The organism is Collinsella sp. HCP3S3_E11, assembly GCF_052067375.1.
Lineage (GTDB): Bacteria > Actinomycetota > Coriobacteriia > Coriobacteriales > Coriobacteriaceae > Collinsella.
This window is the reverse complement of the sequence record NZ_JBQHQI010000010.1, coordinates 1-24,817: the sequence shown is the minus strand read 5'-3', so window position 1 is coordinate 24,817 and position 24,817 is coordinate 1. Positions and strand designations below refer to the sequence as shown.

General features: G+C 60.6%; 23 protein-coding genes. 13 read left to right on the top strand and 10 right to left on the bottom strand.

Going from position 1 to position 24,817, the window contains the following annotated elements; translation table 11 throughout:
- The first annotated feature begins 359 nt into the window (after positions 1-359).
- From ACTM86_RS06765 to ACTM86_RS06755, 3 genes are all read left to right on the top strand, one after another.
- Positions 360-1,973, top strand: coding sequence for a peptide chain release factor 3 (locus ACTM86_RS06765; RefSeq protein WP_427719358.1), 1,614 nt, complete (start codon positions 360-362; stop codon positions 1,971-1,973).
- A 156-nt stretch (positions 1,974-2,129) separates the two neighbouring features.
- A complete protein-coding gene (locus ACTM86_RS06760; RefSeq protein ID WP_427794268.1) occupies positions 2,130-2,852 on the top strand; it encodes a VUT family protein in 723 nt (240 codons plus the stop codon).
- Between the two features lie 9 nt (positions 2,853-2,861).
- Positions 2,862-3,542 carry an SDR family NAD(P)-dependent oxidoreductase gene (locus ACTM86_RS06755; protein ID WP_441016521.1) on the top strand — a complete coding sequence of 227 codons (681 nt, stop codon included), beginning with the start codon at positions 2,862-2,864 and terminating at the stop codon, positions 3,540-3,542.
- Positions 3,543-3,592: 50 nt separating this feature from the next.
- On the opposite strand, the gene ACTM86_RS06750 is transcribed toward ACTM86_RS06755, so the two are convergent.
- Both ACTM86_RS06750 and ACTM86_RS06745 read right to left on the bottom strand, forming a co-directional pair.
- On the bottom strand, positions 3,593-4,318 hold the full coding sequence (locus ACTM86_RS06750) for a uracil-DNA glycosylase (RefSeq protein ID WP_441016524.1): 726 nt from the start codon (positions 4,316-4,318) through the stop codon (positions 3,593-3,595).
- An 88-nt stretch (positions 4,319-4,406) separates the two neighbouring features.
- Entirely contained in the window at positions 4,407-5,309 is a 903-nt protein-coding gene (locus ACTM86_RS06745) for a DMT family transporter (RefSeq protein WP_441016527.1), read from the bottom strand.
- Positions 5,310-5,467: 158 nt separating this feature from the next.
- Between ACTM86_RS06745 and ACTM86_RS06740 the strand changes: the two genes are divergently transcribed.
- A complete protein-coding gene (locus ACTM86_RS06740; RefSeq protein ID WP_441016530.1) occupies positions 5,468-6,334 on the top strand; it encodes a LysR family transcriptional regulator in 867 nt (288 codons plus the stop codon).
- Between the two features lie 27 nt (positions 6,335-6,361).
- Here ACTM86_RS06740 and ACTM86_RS06735 read toward each other — a convergent pair whose 3' ends face one another.
- On the bottom strand, positions 6,362-7,744 hold the full coding sequence (locus ACTM86_RS06735) for an MATE family efflux transporter (protein ID WP_441016533.1): 1,383 nt from the start codon (positions 7,742-7,744) through the stop codon (positions 6,362-6,364).
- Between the two features lie 178 nt (positions 7,745-7,922).
- Between ACTM86_RS06735 and ACTM86_RS06730 the strand changes: the two genes are divergently transcribed.
- Positions 7,923-8,738: a putative RNA methyltransferase gene (locus ACTM86_RS06730; protein ID WP_154516992.1), complete on the top strand. Its 816-nt coding sequence runs from the start codon at positions 7,923-7,925 to the stop codon at positions 8,736-8,738.
- Positions 8,739-8,867: 129 nt separating this feature from the next.
- Here ACTM86_RS06730 and ACTM86_RS06725 read toward each other — a convergent pair whose 3' ends face one another.
- On the bottom strand, positions 8,868-9,269 hold the full coding sequence (locus tag ACTM86_RS06725; RefSeq protein ID WP_154516995.1) for a hypothetical protein: 402 nt from the start codon (positions 9,267-9,269) through the stop codon (positions 8,868-8,870).
- 440 nt (positions 9,270-9,709) lie between these two features.
- Between ACTM86_RS06725 and ACTM86_RS06720 the strand changes: the two genes are divergently transcribed.
- Positions 9,710-10,414: a class I SAM-dependent methyltransferase gene (locus ACTM86_RS06720; protein ID WP_441016536.1), complete on the top strand. Its 705-nt coding sequence runs from the start codon at positions 9,710-9,712 to the stop codon at positions 10,412-10,414.
- A 48-nt stretch (positions 10,415-10,462) separates the two neighbouring features.
- Here the strand turns inward: ACTM86_RS06720 and ACTM86_RS06715 are convergent, their stop codons facing one another.
- Positions 10,463-10,759, bottom strand: a complete 297-nt coding sequence (locus ACTM86_RS06715) for a hypothetical protein (protein ID WP_441016539.1) — start codon at positions 10,757-10,759, stop codon at positions 10,463-10,465.
- Positions 10,760-10,836: 77 nt separating this feature from the next.
- Here ACTM86_RS06715 and ACTM86_RS06710 point away from each other — a divergent pair, with 77 nt between their 5' ends.
- A complete protein-coding gene (locus tag ACTM86_RS06710; protein ID WP_154517003.1) occupies positions 10,837-11,325 on the top strand; it encodes an N-acetyltransferase in 489 nt (162 codons plus the stop codon).
- Between the two features lie 118 nt (positions 11,326-11,443).
- On the opposite strand, the gene mscL is transcribed toward ACTM86_RS06710, so the two are convergent.
- Positions 11,444-11,869 (bottom strand): large conductance mechanosensitive channel protein MscL, encoded by a 426-nt coding sequence (gene mscL / locus ACTM86_RS06705; protein ID WP_154517006.1) that lies wholly within the window; start codon positions 11,867-11,869, stop codon positions 11,444-11,446.
- Positions 11,870-12,113: 244 nt separating this feature from the next.
- On the opposite strand from mscL, the gene ACTM86_RS06700 reads away from it, so the two are divergent.
- From ACTM86_RS06700 to ACTM86_RS06690, 3 genes are all read left to right on the top strand, one after another.
- Entirely contained in the window at positions 12,114-14,117 is a 2,004-nt protein-coding gene (locus ACTM86_RS06700) for a GTP-binding protein (RefSeq protein WP_441016541.1), read from the top strand.
- 93 nt (positions 14,118-14,210) lie between these two features.
- Positions 14,211-15,227, top strand: coding sequence for an AAA family ATPase (locus tag ACTM86_RS06695; protein WP_441016544.1), 1,017 nt, complete (start codon positions 14,211-14,213; stop codon positions 15,225-15,227).
- Between the two features lie 93 nt (positions 15,228-15,320).
- On the top strand, positions 15,321-17,834 hold the full coding sequence (locus ACTM86_RS06690; protein WP_441016547.1) for an excinuclease ABC subunit UvrA: 2,514 nt from the start codon (positions 15,321-15,323) through the stop codon (positions 17,832-17,834).
- 111 nt (positions 17,835-17,945) lie between these two features.
- On the opposite strand, the gene ACTM86_RS06685 is transcribed toward ACTM86_RS06690, so the two are convergent.
- From ACTM86_RS06685 to ACTM86_RS06670, 4 genes are all read right to left on the bottom strand, one after another.
- Entirely contained in the window at positions 17,946-18,545 is a 600-nt protein-coding gene (locus ACTM86_RS06685) for a tRNA (cytidine(34)-2'-O)-methyltransferase (RefSeq protein WP_441016550.1), read from the bottom strand.
- 93 nt (positions 18,546-18,638) lie between these two features.
- On the bottom strand, positions 18,639-19,769 hold the full coding sequence (locus ACTM86_RS06680; RefSeq protein ID WP_441016553.1) for a GTP-binding protein: 1,131 nt from the start codon (positions 19,767-19,769) through the stop codon (positions 18,639-18,641).
- An 86-nt stretch (positions 19,770-19,855) separates the two neighbouring features.
- Positions 19,856-20,197: an arsenate reductase family protein gene (locus ACTM86_RS06675; RefSeq protein ID WP_055252194.1), complete on the bottom strand. Its 342-nt coding sequence runs from the start codon at positions 20,195-20,197 to the stop codon at positions 19,856-19,858.
- 184 nt (positions 20,198-20,381) lie between these two features.
- Positions 20,382-21,005 (bottom strand): flavodoxin family protein, encoded by a 624-nt coding sequence (locus ACTM86_RS06670; protein WP_427728306.1) that lies wholly within the window; start codon positions 21,003-21,005, stop codon positions 20,382-20,384.
- 258 nt (positions 21,006-21,263) lie between these two features.
- On the opposite strand from ACTM86_RS06670, the gene ACTM86_RS06665 reads away from it, so the two are divergent.
- The 3 genes from ACTM86_RS06665 to istB all read left to right on the top strand — a co-directional run bounded on the left by ACTM86_RS06665 (position 21,264) and on the right by istB (position 24,604).
- Entirely contained in the window at positions 21,264-22,133 is an 870-nt protein-coding gene (locus ACTM86_RS06665) for a patatin-like phospholipase family protein (RefSeq protein WP_441016556.1), read from the top strand.
- A gap of 459 nt (positions 22,134-22,592) precedes the next feature.
- Positions 22,593-23,825 carry an IS21 family transposase gene (gene istA / locus ACTM86_RS06660; RefSeq protein ID WP_441016562.1) on the top strand — a complete coding sequence of 411 codons (1,233 nt, stop codon included), beginning with the start codon at positions 22,593-22,595 and terminating at the stop codon, positions 23,823-23,825.
- Positions 23,825-24,604 carry an IS21-like element helper ATPase IstB gene (istB, locus tag ACTM86_RS06655; RefSeq protein WP_441016565.1) on the top strand — a complete coding sequence of 260 codons (780 nt, stop codon included), beginning with the start codon at positions 23,825-23,827 and terminating at the stop codon, positions 24,602-24,604. Before istA ends, istB begins: the two co-directional genes overlap by 1 nt.
- Positions 24,605-24,817: the final 213 nt, after the last annotated feature.

Here is a 24,817-nt window from a genome sequence, read left to right as displayed (position 1 = left end):
CTCAATCTGTAACATCTGGAACCGATTTGGACGGCTGCCTGTTACAGATTGAGATTTTGCTGGTGGGCCCCACCTGGTTGTCTCGATCTGTAACAACTGGAGAAGTTTTTGGCTGCTAGATGTTACAGATCGAGATCTTTCTGGGACGCCCACCTGTTTGTCTAAATCTGTAACAGGTAGAGGTTCAAAAACCGTCTAGATGTTACAGATCGAGACAAACTGCTGCGGAGTGCCGTCATCGACTGCTACACAGGCCCCAACTGATGAATTTGTCCTGATAGGCGCCCTAGAGCGGAATTTCGCGGCTACAATAGTGCGGTTACAACGACGTAATGCACTCAATGCAAGAAAGGATCCGCATGGCAAGCCTGTCGGATGAAATCTCGTCGCGCCGCACATTCGCGATCATCAGCCACCCGGATGCCGGTAAGACCACGCTTACCGAGAAGCTGCTGCTCTATACCGGCAGCATCCAGACCGCCGGCTCGGTCAAGGGCAAGAGCTCGGCCAAGCATGCCGTCTCGGACTGGATGGACATCGAGAAGGAGCGCGGCATTTCCGTCACCTCCTCGGTGCTGCAGTTCACTTACAACGGCGCCTGCGTCAACATCCTCGATACCCCCGGTCACCAGGACTTTTCGGAGGATACCTACCGTACCCTTATGGCCGCTGACGCCGCAGTCATGGTCATCGACGGCGCCAAGGGCGTCGAGGCCCAGACCAAGAAGCTCTTTAAGGTCTGTACGCTGCGCCACATTCCCATCTTCACCTTTGTGAACAAGCTCGACCACGAGGCTCGCGATCCGTTTGAGCTCATGGAAGAGATCGAGAATGTCCTGGGCATCAATACGTATCCCATGAACTGGCCGATCGGCAGCGGCCGCAATTTCCGCGGCGTGTTCGATCGTCAGACCCGTCGCGTCATTGCCTTTGAGGGCGACGGTCACGCCAACGCCACCAAGAAGGTCGCCGAGGTCGAGGCCGAGCTGGGCGATTCTTCTATGGATGAGCTCATCGGCGAGGAGAACCATAAGAACCTGATGGACGACATCGAGCTGCTCGATGGCGCCGGCGACGAGCTCGACTTGGATGCCGTGGCCTGCGGCAAGCTGAGCCCGGCGTTCTTTGGCTCGGCGCTTACCAACTTTGGCGTGGAACCCTTCCTTAAGGAGTTCCTGCGTCTGGCCCCGACGCCGCGTGCCTATACCGATACGCTTACCAGTGAACCGGTCGATCCCTGCCGCGACGACTTTAGCGGCTTTGTGTTTAAGATCCAGGCCAACATGGACAAGAACCACCGCGACCGCATCGCCTTTGTGCGCATTTGCTCGGGTAAGTTCGAGCGTGGCATGGATGCCTTCCACGTGCAGGGCAACCGCAAGCTCAAGCTTGCCACGGGCACGTCGATGATGGCCGACGACCGCGCTATCGTGGACGAGGCGTACGCGGGCGATATCGTGGGCCTGTTCGACCCGGGTATCTTTAGCGTCGGCGACACCGTGTGCTCCGGCAAGCGCCATGTGCAGTATCCGCAGATCCCGACGTTTGCCCCCGAGATGTTCGCTCGCATTACGCAGGTCGACACGCTCAAGCGCAAGCAGTTCGTCAAGGGCATGGAGGAGCTTGCCCAGGAGGGCGCCATCCAGATCTTCCGCGAGCTTGGTGCCGGCATGGAGAGCGTCATCGTGGGCGTGGTCGGCGTGCTACAGTTTGAGGTACTCGAGCGCCGCCTCAAGGCCGAATACCGTGTTGAGGTTCGTCGCCAGCCGTTGCCCTATACGGACATTCGCTGGATCCAGAACGACCCCGACACCATCGATATCCCGGGCCTTTCGCTCACGCGCGACACGCTGCGCGTCGAGGACATGCGCGGTGGCAAGCTGTTGCTGTTTACGAGCCCGTGGAACGTGGATTGGGCAACCGACCACAACCCCGACCTTATCCTGTCGGAGTTTGGCAACGTAGTCTTTTAACGCATCGGCGCGGTGGCCCTGCGGGGCTGCCGCGCTGCCTGCTTGCCTGATGCCGCATGAGCGGCTATCATGCCCACCGTCGCCTCAAGACCGGGGCGTCCGAGCAGTTCGGGTCCGATATCCTGCTCGTTAAACCTAAAACCAAAGGAGTACATAATGATCAAGAAGGTCATGGAGGACTACAAGGTCCTGTTGCGGAGCATTCCCGCGGCAACGGTTTCGCTGTTTTTCGTGAGCGTTATCATGATGAACCTGCTGGCCAACAAAGAGCTCATCAGCCTGCCGTATCTGGCACTCGATTGCGGCTTTGTGGTGAGCTGGGTCTCGTTTTTGTGCCAGGACATGATCTGCAAGCGCTTTGGCGCCAAGGCATCCATCAAAATCTCTATCCTCGCACTGGCGGTTAACCTTGCCGTGAGCCTGTGCTTTTGGGCGTGCTCGCTCACACCCGGTATGTGGGGCGCCTACTACGACACGGGCATGATCGAGGTAAACACCGCCCTTAACGCCACTATCGGCGGCACCTGGTACGTGGTGCTGGGCTCTTCGCTGGCAATGCTCGCTTCTGCCGTGGTTAACTCCACGCTCAACCAGTCGCTCGGCCGTATGCTCAAAAAGAATAACTTTGCGAGCTTCGCCTTCCGCTCCTATGTGTCCACGGGTGTTGGCCAGTTTATCGACAACCTGGTCTTTGCCATTGTGGTGAGCCACACGTTTTTTGGTTGGACCTGGGTGCAGGTCCTTATGTGCTCGCTGACCGGCGCTGTCGCCGAGCTGCTGTGCGAGGTCTTCCTGAGCCCCGTGGGCTACAAGGTCGTGCGCGGCTGGGAGCGTGAGAATGTGGGCGCCGAGTACCTTGAGCGCCACGCAACTGCCTAAGGAGCAAGTATGCGGGTTTTGATTACGGGCGCTTCGGGCGGTATCGGAGCCGCGTGCGTGCGGCGCTTTTTGGACGAGGGCCACGAGGTTGTGGGCTTTGATCTGCTGCCGGCGGCGATCGAACACGAGCGCTACCGCCATCTGATTGTTGATGTCCGCGAGCCGGGCTCGTTTCCAGGCGACCTTGAACCCCAAGTGATCGTGAACGTTGCGGGTACGCAGGATTCGGCTGACGACATCGCCGCCAACCTGTGTGGCACCATCAACGTGACCGAGCGCTACGCTTTTGTGGGGGAGGGGCTTGTCGCCAAGCCGGCGCCCGCTATCAAATCCGTGGTCAATGTGGGGTCGGCGAGTGGGCATACGGGATCGGAGTTTCCCGCCTATGCTGCCAGCAAGGGCGGCGTTATCGCCTACACCAAGAACCTTGCAAACCGCCTGGCACCGCAGGCCATCGCCAACAGTGTGGACCCGGGTGGCGTTATCACGCCGCTCAACCGTTGCGTGATGGAAGACGAGCACCTGTGGAACCAGATTATGGAGCTCACGCCGCTTAAACGCTGGGCAACCGCCCAAGAGATTGCCGAGTGGATCTACTTTGTGGGCGTGACCAACCGGTTTATGACCGGGCAGAGCCTGCTCATTGATGGTGGCGAGGCCGGCCGCACACAATTTATTTGGCCCGAATAGGAAACGCGTCCGATGGAAAGCCGTCGGGCGCGTTTTTGATGTATCGATTTTTAGCCGAGACAAGTCCAGTTGACGGGGGTCGAGCCGTGCTGTTCGAGTAGCCGATTGGCTGCCGAGAAGGGTCGCGACCCCATAAAAGCGGGGAGTTCTGCCGTGGCACGGTTGGCCGAAAGCGGCGAGGGGTGCGTGGAGGCAAGGCAGAACTTGCCGGTTGTTTTGCCCGCGTCGATTGCGGCGAGCTTGCCCTCAACCATCTGCTGGGCAAAGCGGCCCCATGCCAAAAAGACTACCGGTTGGGGTAGCTGGCAGCAGCGTTCGATAACGTAGTCGGTGAGCGTACTCCAGCCCAGCTTGGCGTGTGAGTTCGCGGCATGCTCGCGCACGGTGAGCGTAGTGTTGAGGAGCAGGACGCCCTGTTGTGCCCATGGCGTCAGATCTCCCGTGGCGGGAATGGAACAACTCAGATCGGCTTTGAGTTCCTTATAGATGTTGCGCAGGCTTGGCGGCAACTTGGTTTGCGTCGCGGGGACCGAAAACGATAACCCCATGGCCTGGTTGGGCCCGTGATAAGGATCTTGGCCCAAGATGACAACTTTGACCTGGTCGGCCGGCGTGTAGGCGAGGGCATTGAGGATGTCGTCTTGTGCCGGGTAGATGGTCTGCTCGGCACGCAAAAGGGCGATGCGCTCGAGCAGCTGGTTCGTAGTGTCACGTACCGGCTGCGGCGCATCGCCCAACCAAGTTGCTATGTTGCGGTCGCGAGTTGCGGTGTCCATGGAGCTCCTTTATGGCAAATGCTATGTTGGCATCTATTGTAAAGGTGCACCGGTTGCCTTTATGCCGCGGCTGTATGAGGGGCGGGGTCTACGCGGCGCGCTCGGGCACTCCTGCCATATGAGCGCGTCCATGTGCGCGGAGGTGCGGAAGCTCGACGGTTGCCGCCATGACGCCGGTGAGGATGAGAGCTGCACCCAGGAAGGCGATGGGGCTCAGGACCTCGCCGACTAGGAAGAACGAAAAGACGGCGGAGCAGACTGGCTCGAGCGAGAAGGCAAAGCCGGTGGTCTCGGCGGGCACGTGGGGCTGCACGAGCGTCTGGGTGATAAAGCCGTAGGCAGAGCAGATGAGTGCGAGTGCGACGACGACCACGACCTCGCCCGGCGTGCCGGGGAGTGTGAAACCGCCAAAGGTGAATGCGGCGATGCCCGAGAATAAGCCGCCAAAGCCCAGCTGCCAAACGCCCAGAGCAAGCGGATCGACTTCTTCGACAAAGCGCTTGGCCACGATAATGTGGCCGGCATAGACAAAGGCGGAGAGCAGCATGATGAGCGCGCCCGGGTTCAGGCTGGTGAAGTCGGCGCCCGAGAGCAGCAACATACCGCAGGTGACGATGGCGGTGCCGACGAGCACTTTGCGCTCGGGGGCGCGGTGCAGCAGGGCGGCGTTGGCAAACGGCACGATCACGACCGTCAGGCTCTGCAAAAAGCCGGCAGTGGAGGCAGAGGTGAGGCTGGAGCCCAGGCACATGCAGGTGAGCTCGGTTGCCATGATGGCGCCGATGATGGCGGCACGGACCATAAGGTCGCGGTTAATGCGCAACGCGCGCTTGTGGAAGAGCAGCAGGCAGGCCACAAAAGCGATGATGCAGCGTAGCGCGACGATACTCGTGGCGTTCATGCTGTCCATGCCGATCTTCATGAGGGGATACGAAAAGCCCCATGCGACGGGAACGGAAAATGAGAGCGCGATTGCTTTTTTGCGATCCATGGGACTCCTTTTGTTGCAGAACGGTTTCGTAAAAAGGATTCTGCTCCCAGATTTTGATGTAGTAAAGCGAATGTATCTTCAGTATGATTAAGAAATGCTAATGTCATTAGGAAAAGCACTGGCAAAACGTTTTACGGCTGCATTGTTGTGGAGGCACGATGGCGTCGCGGTATCAGATTGTTTGTATGGTGGTCGATTGCGGCAGCCTTAAGGGCGCGGCGGACGAGCTGAGCTATACGCAAAGTGCGGTGAGCCAGGCCGTCAAGGCACTCGAGCGCGAGCTGGGTACCACGCTTATCGAGCGCGGTAAGCAGGGCGTTTCGCTTACGCGCGACGGTAAACAATATCTGCCGTATCTGCGCCAGATTGTGACTGCCGAGGCTGAGCTCGAGGGCAAGCGCCAGGAGCTGCTGGGGCTTTCGTCGTCCGATATTCGCATCGCGACGTTTACCAACGTGAGTCGAACCGTGTTACCGCGCGTGATCCGCGACTTTGGGGCGTTGCACCCGGGCGTACGCTTTACCCTCAAGCAGGGCGACTACACGCGCAACGCCCAATGGGTGCACGACGGCGTAGTGGATTTTTGCTTTACGGCACGTGGGTTTACCGCAGGGCTCGAGAAGCGCGTGGCCTATCACGACGAGTTGGTGGCACTGTTGCCTGTCGCGCATCCGCTGGCGGCAAAGGAAAAAGTGACGCTCGCCGACCTGGCTTCCGAGCCGTTTGTGCTGCTGGATGAGGGCGAACAGAGCCTGGTGCTCGATGCATTCGCGGCGCATGGGCTGTCGCCGCACGTGACGAGCGAGGTGACCGACGACTACACCATCATGGCGATGGTGGAGGAGGGTCTAGGCGTGAGTATGCTCTACCGTCGTACTGTGGAGGGCATGCGGGCCGATATTCGCGTACGTCCCATCGTGCACGCCCCCTCACGCGACGTAGTGGCGGCCTGGCGCAGCTGGGACACCATGCCTATCGCCACGAGGCGCTTTATCGACTATATGAGCTCGCATATTGTCAATTAATGACTGGCGTGGCGTTGAGTGCGGTGTTTAGCAGGCTGTCGCTTTGGCTTGGGTAGCGCGATGGGTGCGTGCCGGGTGGCAGAGTAGTACCGCCACGACCATAAAGAACGCCGTGGTGCCCAGGCTGATGGGGTAGACCATCATGATGTTCGCAAAGGTGCGGAAGTGCGGGAACACGCAGAATACCCAATAGAAGCGGATGCCGCAGACGCAGATCATGGTGATAAGGGCGGGCATGAGCGAGATGCCAAAGCCGCGCAGGTAGCCGGACATGTTCTCGTAGAGCATGATAAAGGCGTATGCAGGGAAGATAGAGCACACGCGGATATAGCCGATTGAGACGATGTTGGGATCGCTGTTGAACAACGACAGGATCTCGCGCCCCAGGCCGACAATAACAATAATCGTGGTGAGCGCGACGACACCGCCTTCGACCAGGCAGACCTTAAGGGTCTTGGTGCAGCGGTCGATCTGACGGGCACCGTGGTTTTGTCCCACAAAGGTGGTGCAAGCCTGGCTAAAGCTGTTGAGCAGGTTGTAGCACACGCACTCCAGGCTCATGGCGGCGCTCGAGGCCGCCATGACCTCGGTACCCAGGCTGTTGATGGCGGACTGGATGATGATGTTGGCGACGGCAAAGACGGCGCTTTGGATGCCGGCGGGCAGGCCGATCTTGACGATGCGCTTGAGGGCGACGGGGTCGATAGCAAGGTCGCGCGGGGTGACGCGGACGACGGAGTCGGTCTTGAGCAGGCGGATAAAGAGTGTAGCGGCGCTGACGGTGTAGGCGATGGCGGTGGCGATGGCGACACCCGCGACGCCCCAGTGGAGTACGGGGACAAAGATGAGGTCCAGGCCAATGTTGAGGACGGTGGACACGGCAAGCGCTTGCAGCGGCATGCGGGTGATGCCGACGGAGCGGAAGATCGCGGCCTCAAAGTTGTAGAGCAAGATTGAGGGCATGCTGAGCAAAAAGACGCGTAGATAGAGCGAAGCGAGCGGCATGGTCTCGGCGGGAACGTTGAGCGCGGCGAGCATGGGCTCGGCAAAGATCTCGCCCAGAGCGATGACGGCAAAGCCCACGAGCGCCATTAAAATCGAGGTATGGACGGCGCGTTTGACCATATTCTGATCGTTGCGGCCGATAGCGTTGGCGATGACCACGTTGGAGCCAAGCGACATGCCAATAAACAGGTTGAGCATAAGGCTGGTAAGCGGAACATTGGAGCCGACTGCCGCCATGGCGAGGGTCCCCTGGTCGCCCGAGAAGTTACCGATAATGACCGTGGCGATGAGGTTTGACAGCTGCTCCAAGATGCTCGTGGCGGCCACGGGCAAGGCGAACAGGGGGATATTGCGCCACAGCGAGCCGGTGGTCATGTCGATGTGCTTAGATGCGGTATCAGCCATACGCTCTCAATTTCTAACGTGCTATTTCGTGCTTATTTGCGCAGACGATGATACTCCTAATCACCTAGTCATTGGGGGCGTTCTTAAACGACTAGTCATTCAAGAACGTCCCCAATGACTAGGTGGGGAAGGCGTGCGACAATGGTGTACGTTGTGTTGTTCGCGCTAAGGAGTTGCCATGTTGTTGTGTCCCGTTTGCCATGAGCCGTTGGTGGACGACGAGCGCGGTGCTGCATGCGCGGGCGGACACCGGTTTGACCGTGCGCGCGAGGGTTATCTATATCTGCTACGTTCGTCCAAGAGCGGCGACTCCATGGGCGATCCCAAGTCGCAGGCACGCAGCCGTCGTGACTTTTTGAACCGTGGCTACTATGCGCCGCTGCGCGATGCAATGGTCGAGCTGGTGCGCAAACGGGTTTCTGGGCGTGCTGCGTCTACAGGCGGCCCCATGACGCTGCTCGATATTTGCTGCGGCGAGGGTTACTACACCAGCGCCATGGGCGCGGTGCCGGGCGTGGACGCTTATGGCTTTGACCTAGGCAAAGAAATGGTACGCCTGGCCGCCAAGCGCGGCGATGCGACCTATTTTGTGGCCAACATGAAAGACATCCCAGTGGCCGATGGCGCCTTCGATATGGTGACCGAGCTCTTTGCTCCCTTTAACGAGCGCGAGTTTGCCCGCGTGTTGGCGCCGGAGGGTTCGCTCTACACCGTGGTGCCGGGTGCCCGTCATCTCTTTGGGCTCAAGGAGGTGCTCTACGACACGCCGTACCTCAACGACGAAAAGCTTCCGAAGACGATGGAGCTTAAACTGGTCGGCACACAGCGGGTGTCCGCGAATATTACGCTCCAGACCCAGGCCGACATCGAGGCGGTGTTCCAGATGACGCCGTACTACTACCGCACACGCCCTACCGACAAAGAGCGCCTGGCAAACCTGGACACCCTTAAAACCGACATCGACTTCATCATTGCCGAGTACCGCCACAGCTAACCAACCTGCCAAAAAGGGACAGGTTTATTTTGGCAGGTTTTATCTGGGCAAATGTTAAGGGCCGACCGCGTTACTGTGCGATCGGCCCATGTTAGTTGCTTGGCTGCAGGGGTTATGAGAAGCGAGTGCCTACAGGCGGTCCTTGTTCTCGGCCTTAACGGCGTGCGCCTGCTGAACAAAGAACAGGTCGTAGACCACGATGACAAAGGCACCGATATTGACGGCGCTGCCGCCGAGTGCGGGAAGCGTGAGCACGGCCTGCGCAATCGTGGCGATTGCGGCAACGATGCCGAGCTTAAACGCGCTATCCACCTGCGAGGGCTTGTTGGCGCCCTTAATGCCCGCAACACCTGCGGAAAGATCGACAATGCCCTTGACGACAAGCACGACCGCGGCGAGCATGGCGTTCGACCCGTACGTGGAATCGAGGCTGCCCCTGGCGATACCGATGCCGGCGATGACGAGGCTGGCGATGCCCAAAACAAAGTAGACGAGGGCAAGGATTTTGAGAGTCTTGCGAGCGGAGCTCATGGCTGGTCCTTTCGATACGAGTACGCCGATCTGGCGTAGCCCATGTGCTGCACATATGGTGAAGCACATTGTAGTTCAACGCAGCGATGCGTGCGCCTGAAAGCGCTTTGAGCCCGCGCAGCCCAATTCGACCTTTCAAAAAGGAAAGCTGGACGTAAGCCAAATCGATGGCAGCTCATGTGCGGCGCTGCGATGATGAGACCGTAACAAGGAGCTGTTCTTAAGGAGGAGCCATGATGTACGGAGCAGGGCGAGTGCATGAGCCGCGGTCGTTGGGAAGGCGCATGGGCGATTCTGTGATCGCTGCCGTGTGCACGGGATTGATGGCGGTGCTTTGCATTGGGATGCTGTGGGCCATGTCGCATGTGGGACAATAGCGGACGGTTGGGTGCTGGCATAAACGGCGCTCACATATTCATTTTGCTTGTTAAGGAGTACCCATGGGCGTCGTCGATCCCTTTTCTGTTGCTCGGGCCGCGGGGCTTGAGCTGACCGGGAAGTCCGCGGGCCTCACGCTCACCGACGGCACGATGGAGTTGCGTGCCGATTTTGTCCGCATGCTGCCACGGCTCAAACAGGGCCGTCTGCAGCAAGAGCTGTTGGTAAAGGCTGCGCGCGCAAAAGGCGTCGAGTGCCCATGGGCGATTGATGCCACGGCAGGCTTTGGCGAGGATTCGCTGCTGCTGGCGGCTGCGGGCTTTACCGTCGATCTGTATGAGCAGGATTGCGTGATCGCGGCGCTCCTCAAGGATGCCTTGGATCGCGCGGCAGATGATCCGGTGCTTGCGACTGCCGTGGCCCGCATGCGCTTACATGCGGGCGAGGACAGCATTGCCGGCCTTCACCATATAACTGAGTTGATCGGGCAGGGCGAGCTCACCGCTCCCGACGTGGTGTATCTGGACCCCATGTTTCCCGAGCGCACAAAGAGCGCGGCGGTTAAAAAGAAGTTCCAACTCTTGCATCATCTGGAACAGCCGTGTGCCGATGAGGAGACGCTGGTCGAAGCTGCGCTTGCGGTGCGCCCGCGCAAGGTCGTTATCAAGCGGCCGGTGAAGGGGCCGCTGCTTGCCGGCGTTAAGCCGAGCTATCAACTTGCGGGCAAGGCCGTTCGTTACGATGTTTTGGTGCCGCCGCGCCCGTAGCTTGCGTGCGATGGTTGGCGCTCGGTCAGTGTCGTGCCGATGCGGGGTCTATTTCCAAGGGTGCGACGTCAGGTGCCAGCCGCCGCAGTATTCGCATTTGTAGCAGGCCAAACCGCGCCGCCCGCGGCTTTCGCAGTCGGCCATAACGGCCTCGGCCTCGGCGCGTGTACCGTAACGGTTTTTGCGCTCGCACGACTTGTAGCGCCAGGCTTCATCGCGCTCGGCGTCCAGGGCGTCGCGGCGCTCGTCCTCGCGCGCAAACAGGTCGCTCATAGCGCCACCGGTGGCAGCGCCCAAAAACTCGCTTTTGGCCTTTGACCAGGCGGCTCGCTTTTTGCTTCCCATCTGCTTCTCGCCCCTCTTCAAACGCTGGTATCATTGCTCAATCAAAGTGATACCAATAAACGTGAGGCCGCCGCGTGATGATCAGAAAAACCCTCGATACCGACATTCCCGCCGTCATGGCTATCTATGACGCGGCCCGTGCCTTTATGCGCGCGCATGGCAACGCCACGCAGTGGCCCGAGGGCACGCCTTCTGCCGAGCAGCTGGCTGCCGATATCGCTGCCGGTGGTAGCTATGTGTTCGAAGTCGACGGCCGCGTGGTGGCGACGTTTGCCTTTTTACCGGGCCCGGACGAGTGCTATGACGTAATTGAGGACGGGCAATGGCGTAGCGACACTCCGTACGCCGTGCTGCACCGTGTGGCGTCCGACGGCACCGTGCACGGTATCGCGGCTGCGATGTTCGCCTTTGCCAAAGAGCGTGCCGACCATCTGCGTATCGATACGCATCGGGACAACCTGCCCATGCAGGGCGCGAGTATTAAAGCGGGGTTTGAGCGTGCCGGCGTCGTGTATGTGTCGGACGGCACGCCGCGTGTTGCGTTTGACTGGCTGCGCGAGGCATAAGAGCGGGGGCGCGTATCTACGCTCCATGTAAGCGAAAATGGCCCCGGGTGGGGCCATTTTTGATCGCTGAGCTGTTTTGCAAGGTGGTAGATGTCGCTCGCTGTCGGCTCTAAGGCACCTACGCTCGGGGCAGCTCGCTTCCGCAGTGGCAACACTTGGTCGCGCCTTCGTGCACCTCTTCCAGGCAATACGGACAGACGGGCGCCGGTGCGGCTTCCTCGGCGGTGGCACCGGCGAGCCTGTCGCCGATTTCCTGCGCCTTGTTGAATGCCTTGACGATGGCAAAGACGATTGCCGCCACAATCAAAAAATTGATGCACGAGCCGATAAAGGCGCCAAAGTCGATATTAGTGCCCGGCACCACCAGCCCCGAGATCTCGGTAGCGCTACCGCCGGCAATCACGGAGATAAGCGGGTTGATGATGTTATCGGTAAGTGAGGTCACGATGGCGGTGAATGCGCCGCCGATAATCACGCCGACGGCCATGTCCATCACGTTGCCGCGATTGATGAATTCCTTGAACTCGTTGAGCAATGTCTTCATGGTGACTCCTCGCTGTTGTGGGGTTCGCGTTGTTGCCGCCCTGGATGAGCCCGGGCAGGCAAAAGGGGAGGTGCCGGCTTTCGCAAGGCGCGAACCTACGAAAATCGCCGCACGGCAACGCGGGGCGATGAGCTCGGTCGGGGGATAGGGCCCGCTTCGCCCGCCGGCCTGTAAATTGTATCATCCAGTGTGGAACGAGAGCGCCCGTTGCCGCGTGCGACGGGCTTGCAATAAGAGGAGAGCCATGTCGAAGCAAGCGGTCGTTGGAATCTTGGCGCATGTCGATGCTGGCAAGACCACGCTGGCCGAGGCCATGCTGTTCGATGCGGGTCGCATTCGTAAGCGCGGCCGCGTGGACGATGGCGATTCGCATCTGGACACTAACGCGATCGAGCGCGAGCGCGGCATTACGATTTTCTCGTCGCAGGCCGTGCTCGACCACGGTGATACCCGCGTCATGCTCGTGGATGCACCGGGGCATGTCGATTTTTCTGCCGAGGCGGAGCGCACGCTGCGCGCACTCGACTACGCGATTTTAGTTGTGGGCGCCAACGACGGCGTGCAGGGGCACACCGAAACCCTGTGGCGCCTGCTTGCACGCTATGACATCCCGACGTTCATCTATATCAACAAAATCGATTTGGAGAATCCCGGCCGCGATGTTTTGCTGGCACAACTTGGGCGGCGTCTTTCCGAAGGCTGCCTGGATGCCAACGAACTGCTGGAGGGCGGCGCCGTTCAGGAGGACGCTGCAGCGTTGGACGAGGCGGCGCTCGAGGAGTTTCTTGAGGCAGGTGAGCTTTCCGTCACAACGCTGTCGCGCATGGTTGCCGAGCGCAAGCTCTTTCCCTGCTTTGCCGGCTCGGCGCTCAAGGACCAGGGCGTGAGCGAGCTGCTGGATGGCATATGCGTGCTGATGCGCGAACAGATATGGCTTCCGGAGTTTGCCGCGCGCGTCTATCGTGTCAGCCGCGGGGATCGCGGCGAGCGCTTGGCATGGGTTAAAGTGACCGGCGGCACGCTGTGTGCAAAACAGATGATCAGCGGACGTTCCGGTGCCGAGGTGTGGGAGCAGAAGGTCGATCAGGTGCGCATCTATAACGGCGAAAAGTATGAGCTTGCCCAAAAAGTTGCTGCTGGCGGTATTTGTGCCGTGACGGGTCTTGCGCACGTTCGCCCAGGGGACGCCTTGGGTGCGGAGCCCGTGTGTGATGCGCCCGTCATCGCTCCGGTCCTCACCTATACGGTGCTTCCGGGCGAACACGATGTCCATGCGGTGTTTAAAGCGCTGACTGAGTTGGCGGACGAAGACCCCATGCTCGGCGTAAGCTGGAATACTCATCTGGAGCAGATTCACCTGCAGCTGATGGGTGCCGTGCAACTCGAGGTCGTGCAGCGGGTGTTGGTCGATCGCTTTGGCCTTTCGATTTCGTTTGAGCCCGGCGGCATTCTCTATAAGGAGACCATTTCGCAGCTGGTCGAGGGCGTGGGCCACTTTGAGCCGCTGCGCCACTATGCCGAGGTGCATCTGAGCCTGGAGCCGTTGCCAGCGGGTTCGGGCGTGCAGTTTGGCACCGTGACTTCGACCGACGAGCTCGATCTTAACTGGCAGCGTCTGGCGCTCACCAACGCCATGGAGCGCGATCACCTGGGCGTGCTGACCGGCTCGCCCATCACCGATGTGCGCATTACGCTCACAGGTGGCCGTGCGCATGCCAAACACACCGAGGGCGGCGACTTTCGCCAGGCCACGTACCGCGCGATTCGCCAGGGGCTCATGCAGGCGCGTGAGGCCGGCGCGGCGGTGCTGTTGGAGCCGTGGTATCGCTTTGAGCTCGAGGTGCCGGGGGAGTGTGTGGGCAGGGCGTTGTCAGACGCCACGCGCATGGGTGCCGAGTACGAGCCGCCGACGATGGCGGGCGAACGGGCGAAGCTTGTGGGTCGCGTGCCGGCATCCGAGGCGCAGGATTATGCGCTGGAGGTGGCCGCCTACACGAGCGGTCGCGGGCATCTGTACCTGGAGTTCGCCGGTTATGCGGCATGCCATGATGCCGAGCGCGTCATCGAGACGGCCGCCTATGAGCCCGAGGCCGATCTACCCAACACGCCCGACTCGGTCTTTTGCTCTCACGGCGCCGGCTACACGGTCAAATGGTACGACGTGCCCGCCGCGGCGCACGTAAAGGTCGATCCCGCCACCTTCCGCCCCTGGCGAGCGGCGGACGTCGAGTTTTTCGGCCATAGGTGATGGAGGGTCAGTCTCTTTGTCGCATCCTGTTGGTATAACTCGGTATAAGTTGGTATAACTGTTACCAGGGTTTGCCAATCCGAGGAGGCCGACATGAATCCAAATCCCTTTAAGCCCACGGCTGGTAAGCGGCCTCCGATACTCATCGGCCGCGAGTCGGTCATCGAAGATTTCGAGGAAGGGCTCGATAACGGCGCCGGAGCTCCGGGCAGGCTCATGCTCATTACGGGAAACCGCGGCTATGGCAAAACGGTTCTCTTGCGGGAGCTGCAGCGTTTAGCTAGCGAGCGCGGATGGGCGGTTGTCTCTGATTCCGCCTCGCTTGGCCTATGCGACCGCCTGGCCGATGCGCTTCGCTCGAATATGTCGGTTGCGACGTCAATGGAGTTCGGGCCGTCACTTGGCCGGATGTCGGTCGAGGCGGCGCGGGCAAAAGGCGAGACGTTGCGCGGGTTAGTCAACGAACGCCTCGAGAAACTCGGGCCGGGAAAGGGCTTACTGTTTGCGATTGACGAGGCCCAATCGGCATCTATCGAGGAGCTGGCGGCGCTGGCCGTTCTCTATCAGCAGGTGCTCGGAGACCAGGATGCTACGGGCTTGCCCGATAGAGACCAGCACGGTCTTGCGCTGGTTTTTGCCGGCTTGCCCAGCATGGTTGATGACTTGCTCGAAGAGCCGATCGTAACGTTTTTGCGCCGCGCCCAGCAGCGTACGCTGGGTGCGATTTCTTTGCCCAAAGTGCGCGATTCATATATCCAGACGGTCAAAGGCACTGGTCTTTTCGTTGATGCGGAGACGGCGGACCTTGCGGCGCACAAGAGCATGGGGCATCCCTATATGGTTCAGCTGGTGGGATATTACATGTGGAGGTCTGCTGTCCGGCGTGACTCGCGGGTCATTGAAGTGTGCGATGTCGAGGCTGGCTACGCGGATGCCATCTCCGAGTTCTATGAAGCAGTGGACGCTCCCTTGTATTACGGGTTGCGCAGTCCGCAGCGCCTCTTTACCGAGGTCATGGCGGCTGATGGGGGCAAGCCGACGCGCATGGCGGCCATCATTGAGCGCTGCGACCCACCCAAAGCTGAGCGAGCAAATATCGCGCAAGCCTGATTCGCGAGCGCGTCATCGAGGCTGCCGGATACGGTCTCGTCCGGTTTACCGTGCCCATGCTGGGCGAGTGCATCCGCGACCGCGTTTTATGGCATGAGTAGGGTGATAAAGGTGACGGAACAGAAGATGAGCCCGCAGGCTATAGAGGTACGTGGCGCGCGTGTGCACAACCTCAAGGACATCGATATCGATATTCCGCTGAGAAAGCTCGTGGGTATTGCTGGCGTATCGGGTTCGGGCAAGAGTTCGCTGGCACTGGGCGTTCTTTACGCCGAGGGCTCGCGTCGCTACCTGGAGGCGCTTAGCACCTATACTCGCCGCCGTCTGACGCAGGCCGAACATGCCCAAGTGGACGAGGTGCTGCACGTACCGGCGGCGCTCGCATTGCATCAGCGCCCCAGCGTGCCGGGTGTGCGCTCGACCTTTGGTACCATGACCGAGCTCAACAATAGCCTGCGTCTGCTCTTTAGCCGTTGCGCCCATCACGTGTGTCCGCACTGCGGGGCGCGCGTGGAGCCGAGCCTTAACGTGGCCGCGGGCCTGTCGCTCACGTGCCCCGAGTGCGGCCGTGAGTTCTACGCGCCGGGTGCCGAGGACCTTGCCTTTAACACCGGCGGCGCGTGTCCCACCTGCGGCGGCACCGGTGTCATGCGCGAGGTGGACGAGGCGAGCCTGGTGCCCGACGAGTCCAAGACCATCAACGAAGGCGCGGTGCTTCCTTGGGGCACGCTCATGTGGGATCTGATGAAGCAGGTGGCAGGCGAGATGGGTGTGCGTACCGACGTGCCGTTTAACCAGCTCACGCCTCAAGAGCGCGACATTGTGTTTCACGGTCCGGCGGTTAAGAAGCACATTCTCTACGTTCCCAAAAACGGCGAGGGCGCTACGCCGCTCGACTTCACCTATTACAATGCCGTCTATACCGTCGAGAACGCGCTCGCCAAGGTTAAGGACGATAAGGGCTTAAAACGTGTGGCGCGCTTTTTGCGCGAGGGGCCATGTCGTGACTGTGGCGGCACGCGCCTCTCCGAGGCTGCGCGCCAGCCCCAGGTGCGCGGTATCAATCTGGCGCAGGCCGCGGCCATGACGCTTGGTGATGCGGTTGAGTGGGTGCACGGGGTGCCCGCATCCTTGCCGCCCGAGATGCGGCCCATGGCGATGGATATCTGCGATTCGTTTTTGAGCGCGGCCCGTCGCCTGGTCGATCTGGGTCTCGACTACCTTTCGCTCGATCGCGCCGGTGCCACGCTCTCCACGGGCGAGCGTCAGCGCGTGCAGCTCGCCCGCGTGGTGCGCAACCGATCGACGGGCGTGCTCTATGTGTTGGACGAGCCTTCGATTGGCTTGCATCCTGCCAATGTTGATGGCTTGGTGGGCGTGATGCGCGATCTGGTGGATGACGGCAACACCGTGGTTGTTGTCGACCACGATACGCGCGTACTGGCGGAAGCCGACTATCTGGTCGAGATGGGCCCCGTTGCCGGAGCTGGCGGCGGCAATGTGATTGCCGCTGGCACGGTGGACGAGGTCGAACAATCACAGGGCAGCCGCATCGCCCCGTTTTTGCGCGCAGACCCCAAGCGTATGCGCCCGCAGGTGACTGACGACGAACTGTTCGATCAGGGCCACATCCGCATGGCAACCGATGCCATCCATACCGTCAAGCCGCTCGAAGTCGATATCCCGCGCGGCCGTCTCGTTGCTGTGACGGGCGTTTCGGGTTCGGGTAAGACGACGTTGGTGCTCGAGACACTCATCCCGGCGCTTAAGGCCCAGGCAGCTGGCGAGCGCGTGCCAAGCCATGTGCGCTGGGTCGACGCTGAGGGTATCGCACGCGCAAACCTGATTGACGCTACACCTATCGGCGCCAACGTGCGCTCGACGGTAGCGACCTATGCCGACATCCATGATGAGCTGCGCCGCGCCTTCGCCCGTACGCCCGAAGCCAAGGCAGCCGGCTACAAAGCGGGTGCCTTTAGCTACAACACTGGCGCCTTGCGCTGCCCTACGTGTGACGGCACGGGCTCGATATCGCTCGACGTGCAATTTTTGCCCGACGTCGAGATCATCTGCCCAGCATGTCGAGGCTCGCGTTATGCAGACACGGCTTCGCATATCCATCGCGAGGGCAAGGACGGGAGCAAGCTTACGTTGCCGCAGCTCATGGACATGAGCGTGGACGAGGCTCTCGACGCCACGGTGGGGCTCAAGAAGGTTCAGGCGCGCTTGCTGACCTTGCACGACCTGGGCTTGGGCTATCTTACACTCGGTGAGCCCACGCCGGCGCTTTCGGGCGGCGAGGCGCAGCGTTTAAAGCTTGCGAGCGAGATGGGCCGCGTGCAGGACGATGCCGTATTCGTATTCGACGAGCCCACGATCGGCCTGCATCCGCTCGATGTTCAGGTGCTGCTGAACGTGTTTGACGGCCTCGTCGCCAAGGGCGCCACGGTTATCGTGATCGAGCACGATCTCGACCTTATCCGCAATGCCGATTATGTGATCGACATGGGGCCGGGCGGTGGCGATGCGGGCGGGCAAGTCGTCTGCGCCGGCACTCCGGCGGATATCGCTGCTTGCTCCAAGAGCATTACCGGCCGCTACCTATAGGCAAAGCGACAAAGGGGCAGCCCTTTGTCGCTTTGATGCCAAAACCAATTTCTCAAGGGTTAGAGAGTTTGAAAGTCTACCATTTCTGCCCCGTCCCCTAATGGCAGGTTTTTACATGCCGGCAAAGCCTGTCTGGCGCAAGGCCTCGTAGAGGACGATGGCGGCGCTGTTGGAGAGGTTGAGCGCGCTGATGCGGTAGTCGTCCGGATTGACGAAGTTGCCGCAGATATCCTGCCGAAGGATGGCCTCATGGCCGTCCTCGGTATGTCCGAGCGATTCCTCGTGGGCTTCCCAGGCCTCGGCGTTGTCGAGTGAGTCGCAATCGCGCAGCATTGGGATGCGCTCGCAGCGCTCGGGCGCCGCGGCGAGCAGCTCCTCGGGAATGCCCGAGCTCTCGCTGCCAAAGACCAAATAGTCGCCGTCACGGTAAGTGCTTTGCGCATAGGTTCGGCGTGCCTTTTTGGTCAGCAGATGCAAGCGGTCGTCGGCGGGGGAGAGGTCATTGCGCGCAAGGAAATCCTCCCAGCTGGCATAGGTCGTCACGTCCAAGTTTTGCCAGTAGCCCAGGCCGGCGCGACGCACCGTTTTGTCGTCGAGCGAAAAGCCCAGTGGCTCCACCAGATGCAGGCGGGCGCCGGTGACCACGCAGGTACGGCCGATATTACCCGTATTGGCCGGAATCTCGGGCGCATACAGCACGATATTGAACATGAATCTCCTTGGCATAGAACGAAAAACCACCACGAAGGGTACCTTCGTGGTGGTTTGGCGGTTACGTGGGCGGAAAACGCCCACTTGGATAACCTAAGCGCGGTGCCAGTCGGTCAGGCAGGCATCAAGGGCGGCGATGAGCGCATCCTTGTCCATGTGACGGCCGATGATGCACAGGCTCGTCATGCGGTCGCCCGTCTCGTCGTCCCAAATCTGCATGATCTCGGGGTTCTCGTCGATGATCTTCTGCTTCTCGCCCTCGGGCGCCGAGTCAACGAACAAGCCGTTCTCCATCAGGCGCATCTGGCGGCCGGCCTGCTCGAACATGTAGCACATGTCCGGATCGCCGGTCTGCCACAGCGGACCCTTGACGCGAATGACCTCGTCGGGCCACTCCTGCTCAACAAAATCGGTGAACTTTTGCAGGTCAAACGGCTTACGGCGCGAGTACACAAAGGTCTCGATGTCGTACTCGAGCACCTCGGGGTCGTCGTGCTCCTCGGGATGCTCCATGGCCTCGATCCAGGCGGCGGAGTTGTAGGCGCGCATAAAGTCGAAGCGATCGGTATCGAGCAGCTCCTCCATGGGGACCTCGCCGTTTTGAGCCTCGACAATCACGGCGTCCTTCTGCAGACTGCGCACGATGGCCTTGAGCTCGGCGATCTGCTCAGGGCTCACGGTATCGGTCTTGTTGAGGATCAGCGTGGAGCAAAACTCGATCTGCTGGATGAGCAGGCTCTCGATGTCGTCCTCGTCGATATCCTCGGCCAGCAGGTCGCGACCGCCGTTGAACTCGTCGTACATGCGGGCGCAGTCGACCACGGCAACGATGTTGTCGAGCGCGAGCTTGGGTTCGCTGCCCACTTTGGCCTCGTCGCAGAAGCTCGAGATGGTGTAGGCGATGGGGATAGGCTCGCAAATACCGGAGGCCTCGATGATGATGTAGTCGAAATTGCCCGAATCGGCAATGCCCTGCAGCTGGTTGGCCAGGTCGTCCGAAAGCGTGCAGCAGATGCAGCCGTTGGTGAGCGGGATGAGGTCGTCGGTCTCGGAAAGGCCACCGTCGGCGATAAGGCTGGCGTCGACGTTGATCTCGCCGATATCGTTGACGATCACGGCGGCGCGGATACCGCCGTCGTTGGCGAGGATATGGTTGAGCAGCGTGGTCTTGCCGGCACCGAGGTATCCGGTAAGCATGATGATCTTCACGGGTTTGTTGGGCATGTGCCCTCCTTTGTTAGACATGGCTTACAGTAAAATCATATGCCAAACGCCTGCTCTTATACCCACGCGCCGGCAAATAACACAGGCTACTCCCAGGCTCCCCATACATCGGGGCAATAACCGACGGTGGCCTTTTTGCCGTTGCGCACGATGGGCTCGGCCAGTACCTGCTGATTCTCGAGCAGCTTATCAAAGCGCTGGCTGGGAGTGAGGTGCTGGATAAGTGCGAGTGTCTCCTCGTCCTTGGCTTTGGGGTTGAGCAGCTTGTCGATGCCGCCGACCGCCTGCATCACGCTCGTGAGCTCGCCTTTGCTCATCTCCTTTTCCTTAAGGTCAATAAACTGCACCTTAATGCGGCGCTCCTTAAAATAGCGCTGGGCCTTCTTGGTGTCGAAAGACTTTTTGGTGCCGAAGATTTGCACGTTCATAGCATGTTCCGCCGTTCTAACGAACGGCGGTCACCTCGACGCTGCAAAGCCATCTGATGGGAAATCTGCCTTTCAATCGTCGGGCGCGGGCAACAGCCCAGCGCCCTCCTCTTTCAAGGCACCTTGCCTCATCAGCTGGCTTTTCGCTGACATTGATAGAACATCGAGGTGACCACCGCTGGACTTATCGAATGAAGTTGGTGCGCTCGCGATCGGCTTCGGGCGCGCTGATGCCGGCGGCCTGTCCTGCTTCGATACATTGCAGGAGCCAGGCCATGTTCTTGCCGATGTTGCGCATGGTGGCAAGGCCCTCGGCATCCCCATCGGCGTCGCCGGGCACGCGACCAAAGACGTTGTTCCAGTACGTGGAGGCGACCACGGGCATCTGGTTAATGGTGAAGTACTTGTTGAGCACATCGAAGGTGGTCGACGTGCCACCGCGACGGGCGACAGCGACCGCGGCGCCGGGTTTGTGCGCAAAGGCGTGCCCGCCCGCATAGAAGGCGCGGTCGAGGGCCGAAAGGATGCGTCCGCTGGGGTGCGCATAGTAGACGGGTGAGCCAAAGACAAAGCCGTCTGCCTGCTCAGCGGCAGCGATGAGCTCGTTCACCACGTCGTCGTCAAAGGTGCAGCGACCCCCAAGCTTGCCACACTGGCCGCAACCGATACAATCACGAATGGGCTTGGCGCCCAGCTGAAACACCTCGGTATCAATGCCTTCGGCATTGAGCTGCTCGGCGACTTCGGCGAGTGCGCGGGCGGTATTGCCGTTTGCCTTGGGACTGCCATTGACCAAAAGAACCTTCATCACAAACTCCCTCTGCTATCGGAGAATTCTGCTGAGAATTATCTCACGTTGCGTGCGATGACGTTGGCATGGTGCGGGCGATGTTTATCCCGCAACGTTCTTAAGGGCGTTCATGCCTAAGGCCATCTAGGGGCATTGCGGTACGGCATGGGGAATGCATTGGGAAACGTTCGATAAATGCTTATAAACACGTTTTTGACGGCATACGTTGACAGATATACTTGTTGAGTTCAAAAGCATGGGAACGGAGATGGTTGCATGGCACAGCCGGAGACATCACACACAGTGGGGCTTGCGCTCGAGGGAGGCGGCTACCGCGGTATGTATACGGCGGGCGTGCTCGACGTTTGGATGGAGCACGGTTTGACCTGCGATCATATGGTGGGTGTCTCGGCGGGCGCGGCGTTTGGCTACAACTTTAAATCGCGCCAGATCGGCCGCGCCATTCGCTACAACAAAGCCTATTGTGCCGACAAGCGCTATGCGAGCGTGACCAGCTGGCTGCGAACCGGCGATATGTTCAATGCCGATTTTGCCTATCACGAGGTGCCTATCGAGCGCGATCCCATCGACTTGGAGGCGTATCGCGCCTGCCCCATGCGATTTACGTGCGTGTGTACCGATATCGAGACGGGCAAGGCCGTCTATCACGATCTGCCGTATGGCGACGAGCGCGATATCGAGTGGATTCGGGCATCGTCGGCGATTCCCGTGGCGACCAAGCCCGTCTGGATTGATGGACATCGATATCTGGATGGCGGTGTGGCCGATTCTATTCCCAGCGCATGGCTGTTTGCGCAGGGGTATGACCGTAACATCGTGGTGCTGACGCAGCCGGCGGGCTTTGTGAAACAACCCAATAGCTTGATGCCTATGCTGCGCCGCGTGTTTCGCCGCTATCCAGAGTTTGTCGCGGCGCTTGAGCACCGGCACGAGGTTTATAACGCCACGCTCGATGACCTGACGCGTCGCGAGGCCGGCGACGAGGTTTTTGTGGTGCGTCCGAGCGAATCGGTGAAGGTGCCATCGCTGTGTCGTGAGCCAGAGGAGCTCGAACGTATCTACCAGGTCGGTCGGCGTGATGCGGAGGCCACGTTGCCCGCACTAGAGGTGTATCTGGGAGGGTAGAGCCACGGTCGCTGACTCGGCGGAAAGTGCATCTCAGAATGAGCCTTCGAAATGGGGCATAGTTTCCCATGGAGACCGCTCGGGAAAGCGTGCCCCACTTTTCGGCCGTAGTTTGGGACACAGTTTCCCGTTGGGCGGAGGGACTGCGGACGATTTCTTGGACCGTTACGCGGCCCTTCCCAGCGCGGCGCGGAACTCGGCCGGCGTGCGGCCGCCGAGCGCATCGCTGCGCCTCTCCGTATTGTATCGGCCGATCCAGCCCCCGAGCTCCTCGATGAAGCGGGCAGGGGTCCAGCCCGACCAGTCCCTGCTGTTAATGCCAATATAAAAAGGGCCAGTTACACCAACGTAAAAATCCAATAGCACCAAGATAGATGTGCCAACAGCGCCAACGCATTTTGCCCAACCGCGCCAACGAAGGTACCCTCCCCTCGAGTAACCTTTCGAGAGGAGGACGATATGGAAAGGAACGTTATGGGCGAGTTGAGCATGTACAGGCAATCCGGCACCAAGCCCAACTTCAGCGAGATCGGCCGCAGGCACGGGATGAGCCGCAAGACCGTGGCCAAATACTGGCGAGCGGGCGGCGACCTCGACGACGGCAGGGCGTCGAGGGGCAGCGGCTTCGACCCGTTCCGGGAGGTGATAGAGGCAAAAGCCGAGCTTCCCGGCATCACGAAGAAGGCCGTCCACGAGTTCCTGCTGCACAGGCACCCGGACGCCCGCCTGCCGGGGTACAACGCCTTCACCGAGTACTGCAGGAAGAACGGCATCGCGTTCGGCGCGCTGCGCGCACCGGACGCGCACCCCCGCTTCGAGACCCCTCCGGGCCGCCAGATGCAGTTCGACTGGAAGGAGGGCATCACCATGGTGGACGCCAACGGCGAGGTCTTCGAGTTCAACGTGTTCTCCGCGACCCTGGGGTACTCGAGGCTCCACAAGTTCACCTACTCGGCCACCCGGACCACGGACGACCTGCTGGCCTGCCTGTTGGGCGCGTTCAAGTTCATGGGCGGCGTGCCGCAGGAGTGCCTCACCGACAACATGTCGTCGCTGGTCAACATGTCCACGGGCCGGCGCGTCAGGAACGAGAGGGCGTGGCGGTTCGCCAAGGAGGCCGGCTTCGACCTGCAGCTGTGCCGGGCGGGCGCCCCCCAGACCAAGGGGAAGGACGAGTCCGCCAACCGCTTCCTGAACAGGCTCTCGGCCTACGATCGCGACTTCGTGGGCCTGGACGGGCTGCTGGCGGCCATCGCGCGCATCGAGGCCAGGAGCAACTCGGAGCCCAACGACACGACGGGGCTGCCGCCCTCGGCGCTATTCATGCGGGAGAAGGAGTTCCTGCAGCCGATAGGCAACGCGACCCTGCTGGAATCGATGGTCGGCGACGTCTCTGATCAGGTGGTGCCGCCGACGATGCTCGTCAGGGCCGCCGGCAGGCAGTGGTCGGTGCCCCGCAGGTGCATCGGGAGGAAGGCCAGGGTGGTGACGATGCCGGGCGGGCAGATCCGCATCACCGTGGCGGGCGAGCTGGTCGCGGTCCACGACGCGGCGCAGGGCGCCAGCAAGATCAATTATACAGAAGAGCACTACGTGGAGGCCATGGCGGATAAGGCCTGGGCGGCCGACGAGGACATACGCGAGCAGGCGCGGGCGAACCTGGAGCTGCTCGGGCGGATGGGAGGAAAGTGATGGCGGATCCCGCGATCGAGGCCAGCCCCTACGTGAGGGCACAGAACAACCTGGGGACGCTGGGGCTGCACGAGATGTCGGCGCTTTTGCCCGACTACATGCGGATGGTGTCGGAGGGCGATGCGGACTTCTGCTCCGCGGTGGCGCAGATGACGCAGGTCGAGGTGGAGGCCAGGACGCAGAGGATCACGAGGCTGCGGATACGCTCGTCGGGGTTCCCGTGCGTGAAGACGCTGGCGGACTTCGACTGGTCCTTCCAGCCCTCCGTGCCCAGGCCCCTGGTTGAGGAGCTGGCGACGCTGAGGTTCGTGGACAGGGCCGAGAACGTGCTGCTGGTGGGCAGCCCCGGCGTGGGCAAGACCCACCTCGCCACCGCGATCGGCATAGAGGCCGTGAAGGCCGGCAAGGAGGTGAGGTTCATAGACTGCGCCAGGCTCGTGGACGACCTGAAGGACGCCCAGTCCAGGGGGATACTCAAGAAGAGGCTGAAGTACTACGCCCACTCGAAGCTGCTCATCATCGACGAGCTGGGTTACCTGGACATCGACGAGGGCGGCGCCGACCTGCTGTTCCAGCTGGTGAGCACCCGCTACGAGCAGCGGTCCACGATCATCACCACCAACGTTGGCATAACGGGATGGGCGAAGGTGTTCGGCGACGAGGTGGCCGCCAGCGCCATCGCCGACAGGATCTGCCACCACTGCCACGTCATCAAGATAACCGGCCGCTCCTACAGGCTCAAGGACGTGCCGACGGAAAGGAAGATGAAAGAAGAATAGCCAGAATTGGGCAATTTGCATTGGTGCGGCTGGACATCGTGAGCTGGCGCGATGGGGCAAAAATAATTGGCGCGATTGGGCAAAAATACATTGACGTTAACACCTGCCGTGCCAGAACTCCCTCTTGAGCAGGCCGAAGAAGCCCTCCATCGCCGCGTTGTCCGGGCTGCAGCCCTTGGCGGACATGCTCCTGGCGAGGCCGTGCCCCTCGCA